We start from the raw sequence: 5,166 nt of genomic DNA, 5'->3' as shown, positions 1-5,166 counted from the left end.
CCAGCACCCAGCACCCAGCACCCAGCACCCAGCACCCAGCACCCAGCACCCAGCACCTTAAGCGATAGCGTATGCCGGTACGCCGCTGTGGAAGCGGAAGGTGTCGTCCGGGCTGCTAATAAGCTCGGCTTCGCGGGCACCGATGGCTTTTATGCGCGCACTGATATCCGCGCCGGCGATTTGCTCGGCTAGTTTGAGGTAGTCCTGATAGTGGCGTGCCTCAGAGCGCAGCAGGGAGATATAGAATTTCTTCAGCTCTTCATCAAGGTATGGGGCCAGTTTGGCAAAGCGCTCACAAGAGCGGGCTTCGATGTATGCACCGATGATCAGCTTGTCGATCAGGGTGCTAGGTTCATGGGTACGGACAATCTTCATCAGGCCTTTGGCATATCGGCCCGCGTTCAAACTAGAGTAGGGGATACCGCGGTTTTCCATGATTTCCAGTACTTGTTCGAAGTGGTGGAACTCTTCTTTGATCAGGCGGACCATCTTGTCGATAAGCTCTTCACCGTGGACAAAATCAGCCTTGGGTTTTAGCTCAGCGGCCAGGCCATTTTTCTTACCATGGAAACTGCGAGTGTCTCGCTCGTTACCATAGACGAACTCTTCATACGGTTTTGCCCATTCAAGCAGAGCTTTGCCACTCTCAGTATCAACGGCATATTTGCGGATCAGGAACATTGCGGTTTGGCTGGCTTTGAGCTCGCAGTTACAGTGATCGACAAGCAGTGCCGTGAGGTTTTCTGGCTTTTTGGCTTCGTTGATCCAGGCATCAGGCGTGTCGCATTGGAGGAACTGCTTGATTGGCTCAAGCAGGGAGTCAATCATCTGTTGGGTTGTATTCATGGGCTAGGTTTGTTGAGTCTTGTTGTAGATATTTGCCCAGTATACCAATGCTAGGGATCAAAGTGGTAATGGGTAGATAAAACAAAGGCCACCGCTTGGGTGACCTTAGGTTGGAACTTCGCAAGTGCTTAATGCACTACCATTTGCGCTTGGGCTGGAACAAGACGTCTAGTTCGTCCTGCTCTTTCTCAATCATCTGCTGGCGTTGCTGTTCGTTAGTCATGTTTTGGCTGCTGTCGATATCTTTTAGCATCTTCTGCAACTTCTCACGAGCCTGATTGGCATAGTCGTCGTTTTTGCTAGACAGTACATCAATACCCTTTTTCAGTAACTGCTTGGCAGTACCCAGTTGCCTTTTCACCCGAGCTTCATTGGCTCGCTTGACGACGTTTTCGATATTGATCCTAAGCTGGATACCTTCCAGGCGAGCATTCTCAGTGACAAATGCCTGGGTTGGCATCCGCCCTTTGCTGTGCTCACTTTTGATTACGTTTTTCAGGCGCTTTACAAGTTGAAGCATACCGAGGGCCTGTTTGTCCGTACTTGGCACCTTGAAACTAGCGACATCGGCCTGCGAGTAGTTTGCCTGCAGTTGGTTTATTTGTTCGGTAACATTGGAAACGCGCTGTGGCAGAGACTTATCCGTAGGATCGACTTCTTTCATCCCTTCCAGGGTGAACAGTACCCGTTTGTTCAGGCAGACGAGCAAATCTTTGCTGTATGGAAGGTGGTGGGCGTTACTGATCAATTCCTCGGTCGCATCAATAACGGCGATAAATTTTGCTAATTCCTGCTGTTTTGCGCTTTCTAGTTTCTGTCGGTACTGAATAATGATGTTGTAGCCAACAATCAAGATCAACAACAGGCTTACCAGGCCAATAATTAGTGGCATGCTCATGGGGTGGGGACCATCCGTGCTTACTCAAGCCCTATAAGATACACCATATCGATAATTGGTCATAGCCGCGAGATCGTTTTCTGATTGATCAACGTCGCGAATGCGTTGATTTTATGGCGTAAAATTGCTTCTAACGATAAGAATACGTGTCATTTTGTGGTCATTGTCTATTAACTTGCGAAAATTAGACACCCAAGGCTGGGAAACTAGGTCTATAAGTTATATAACATTATGTTATATAGATAATGATAAAGGACTATCATTAGGCGGGACCATGAAACTACAACAATTAAGATATATCGTTGAGGTTGTAAACCATAACCTGAATGTCTCTGCGACTGCAGAGAGTTTGTATACATCCCAGCCGGGTATCAGCAAACAAGTCAGGTTGCTGGAAGATGAACTTGGCGTACAGATTTTCGAGCGTAGCGGTAAGCACTTGACTCAAGTGACTCCGGCTGGCGAGTCAATTGTTAAAATCGCAAGGGACATCTTATCCCGTGTGGAGAGTATTAAATCGGTTGCAGGGGAGCACACCCACCCAGAAATGGGCACGCTCAATATTGCAACCACCCATACCCAGGCCCGTTATGCGCTTCCGCCGGTGATCCAAGGCTTTACGGCCCGTTACCCCAAGGTAACCCTTCACATGCACCAAGGGACGCCCAACCAGCTTGCAGATGCCGTGTCCAAAGGAACGACGGACTTTGCTATTGCCACCGAAGCACTGCATTTGTACCAGGATATGATCATGCTGCCTTGTTACCATTGGAATCGCTCGATCGTGGTCAAGGCGGATCATCCGCTTGCCCAGAAGTCAGAGATTACAATCCATGACTTGGCCGCTTACCCACTGGTCACTTATGTCTTTGGCTTTACGGGACGTTCCGAGCTGGATAGTGCCTTTAATCGTTCAGGTTTGACACCGAGAATTGTCTTTACCGCAACCGATGCCGATGTGATCAAAACCTATGTCCGCCTGGGGATTGGTGTTGGGGTTATTGCCAGTATGGCCATGGACCCAGCTACTGACAGCGATTTGGTGGCGATTGATGCCAGCCATATTTTCGACGCCAGCACGACCAAAATTGGCTTTAAGAAAGGTACATTCCTGCGTAGCTACATGTATGACTTTATTAAGCGCTTCGCCCCACACTTAACCCGGGAAGTGGTTGACCAGGCTGTGACGCTGAAAACCAACGCTGAAATCGAGGCAATGTTTGCCAATATGCCGCTACCGGTGAAGTAACGCTAACGCAGGTTGCCGCTCGGCAGCCTGTGAATCTTTCTTATCGTGACATAGTCTCTTTCTGCCTATTTGGTGTTTTTGCGTTTACAATATCCGGGTTTTGCAGATAAACCCAAGAGTAGACCATGCACGCTCCACGCTTTTCCCAACTTGATCGCTTACTGACCGATACCCGTGAGTTCTGGCAGTTTATGCCGTTTTCTAGCTCGCCATCACAATGGGAGCAGAGTCATCCTGGGCTCACAGCATGGTTGCTGGGTTTGGATGAGCAGCAACTGGCCCATTTCAAAGAAAAGCCCGGTTTATTGGCCGGGGCGGTTAAAGATTGGATCCCTCAAGCGGTGACTTTACAACAACTTGCCGGCCTTGAAGCGCTGCCGCATGAAGAGCGCATTCCCCCGCGTGGGCTTGATGCGGGGATCCCAGGTAGGAAGTGGCAGCAACTGCAAGCTTTTAACGGTGTACTGCCGGCATTACAACTGCCTTGGCTGGAGTGGTGTGCAGGAAAAGGCTTTCTTGGCCGGGTACTGGCGGCGACCCATAAGACACCCGTAACCAGTTTGGAGTGGCAGCAGGCACTGTGTGAAAGTGGAGAAACTGCAGCCCGTAAGCTGTCTTTGCCAATGACCTTTGTCCACGGTGATGCTTTCTCTGCCGAAAGCGGTAAGTTTATTTTGTCCCAGCAGCATGCCGTCGCTCTGCATGCTTGTGGCGATTTGCATGTCTCTTTGCTGCAGCGAGTGGCTGACCGAAAAGGGCGAGCGGTGAGTGTTTCACCGTGCTGTTACCATTTGATCCGTGACAAAGCGTACCAACCGATGTCGGCACTGGCGAAACAAAGTGAGCTATCCCTGAGCAAACATGATTTGAGGCTGCCACTGCAAGAAACAGTGACCGCAGGAAACCGGGTGCGAAACCTGCGTTTTGTCGAAGTGAGCTTCCGGTTAGGTTTCGATAGCCTGCAGCGCGACGTGAGTGGGAAAGATAGTTATATGCCGGTGCCCAATGTCCAGAAGGCATTGTTCAACGATGGTTTTGCCGCTTTCTGCCGCTGGGCTGCTGAGCAAAAGGGGGTGGTACTCCCTGAGAATATTGATTTTGCCTACTGGCAGCAGGTTGGTGAGCAGCGGTTTGATTGGGTCGAGCGCTTGGAGCTGCTGCGCCAACTATTCCGCCGGCCACTGGAGATGTGGCTGGTGTACGACCGAGCATGTTTTATGGAAGAAGCCGGCTACGAAGTGACCGTCGGGACATTCTGTGACAAGCCTATTACCCCTCGGAATATTATGATTCATGCGGAGTTAAAGGACTAAATGGAAATTAGTACCTTAGTTTATTGTGCTATTGCCTTAGCTGCAGGGTGTTTTGTGCAGAGTACCGTGGGATTCGGTATGGCGATTGTTGCTGCGCCCGTTGTGTTTTTTTTTGAGCCCCGCTTTGTACCCGGGACCATTACCCTTGTTGGCTTGGTTCTGGCATTAATTAATATGTGGCAGTACCGATCACAGATATCGTTCCGTGGTTTGGGGGCGGCATTTATTGGTCGGGTTCCCGGTACGATTGCTGCCGGCGGGCTGTTGTTATATATCACAGCGGAGTCCCTTGCGTTGGTTCTAGGGGCCGGTGTGCTGTTGGCCGTGGTGATCAGCCTATTGAAGGTGAGGATCAAGCCAACGCCAAAAGCGTTGTTCTGGGCAGGCTTTGCGTCAGGTTTGATGGGAACGTCAACCTCTATTGGTGGCCCGCCGATGGCTTTGGTGTTGCAGCATGCCGAAGCCAGTAAGCTCAGGGCTAACCTTGCCGGCTATTTCGCATTCAGTTGTATTCTGTCTTTGGTTGCCCTATCGGCAACAGGCCATTTTAGCTGGTGGCATTTTAAATACGGCATGATGGTTATGCCTGCGCCGATCCTCGCCAGTTTGTTTGCTTACCGGATTCAGCATTTAATCAAGGCCGAGTGGTTGCGTTACGCACTGCTGGTACTGTGTTCTGTGTCTGGTGTTATTGCGATTTGGCAGGGGATGGCACCAAAATTTGTCTAAAAATCGATTTGCGTAAAAAGGCCAGTCACTGACTTAATGCCGATCGTTTAAGGCACTTGAACGATCCTAATATTGCGTAATAATCCCTACCAGCTTTTGTTGGTAGGGATTTTTTATATGTTGGTTAATGA

General features: G+C 50.0%; 5 protein-coding genes. 3 read left to right on the top strand and 2 right to left on the bottom strand.

The features are described 5' to 3' along the window. Positions 1 to 57: 57 nt before the first annotated feature. Complete coding sequence (locus tag BIZ37_RS29415; RefSeq protein WP_187464564.1) at positions 58 to 846, bottom strand: tRNA isopentenyl-2-thiomethyl-A-37 hydroxylase MiaE; 789 nt, start codon at positions 844 to 846, stop codon at positions 58 to 60. Positions 847 to 982: 136 nt separating this feature from the next. Further along, positions 983 to 1,744 (bottom strand): DNA repair protein, encoded by a 762-nt coding sequence (locus tag BIZ37_RS29410; RefSeq protein ID WP_187464563.1) that lies wholly within the window; start codon positions 1,742 to 1,744, stop codon positions 983 to 985. A 274-nt stretch (positions 1,745 to 2,018) separates the two neighbouring features. Here BIZ37_RS29410 and cysB point away from each other — a divergent pair, with 274 nt between their 5' ends. The 3 genes from cysB to BIZ37_RS29395 all read left to right on the top strand — a co-directional run bounded on the left by cysB (position 2,019) and on the right by BIZ37_RS29395 (position 5,035). Beyond that, complete coding sequence (cysB, locus tag BIZ37_RS29405; RefSeq protein WP_187464562.1) at positions 2,019 to 2,993, top strand: HTH-type transcriptional regulator CysB; 975 nt, start codon at positions 2,019 to 2,021, stop codon at positions 2,991 to 2,993. A gap of 125 nt (positions 2,994 to 3,118) precedes the next feature. Further along, entirely contained in the window at positions 3,119 to 4,306 is a 1,188-nt protein-coding gene (locus tag BIZ37_RS29400) for a methyltransferase (RefSeq protein ID WP_187464561.1), read from the top strand. Continuing rightward, complete coding sequence (locus BIZ37_RS29395; protein ID WP_187464560.1) at positions 4,307 to 5,035, top strand: sulfite exporter TauE/SafE family protein; 729 nt, start codon at positions 4,307 to 4,309, stop codon at positions 5,033 to 5,035. The last annotated feature ends 131 nt before the right edge of the window (positions 5,036 to 5,166 follow it).

It is taken from the genome of Photobacterium sp. BZF1, assembly GCF_014349205.1.
Classification (GTDB): Bacteria; Pseudomonadota; Gammaproteobacteria; order Enterobacterales; family Vibrionaceae; genus Photobacterium.
This window is presented reverse-complemented; position numbering and strand designations above follow the sequence as displayed.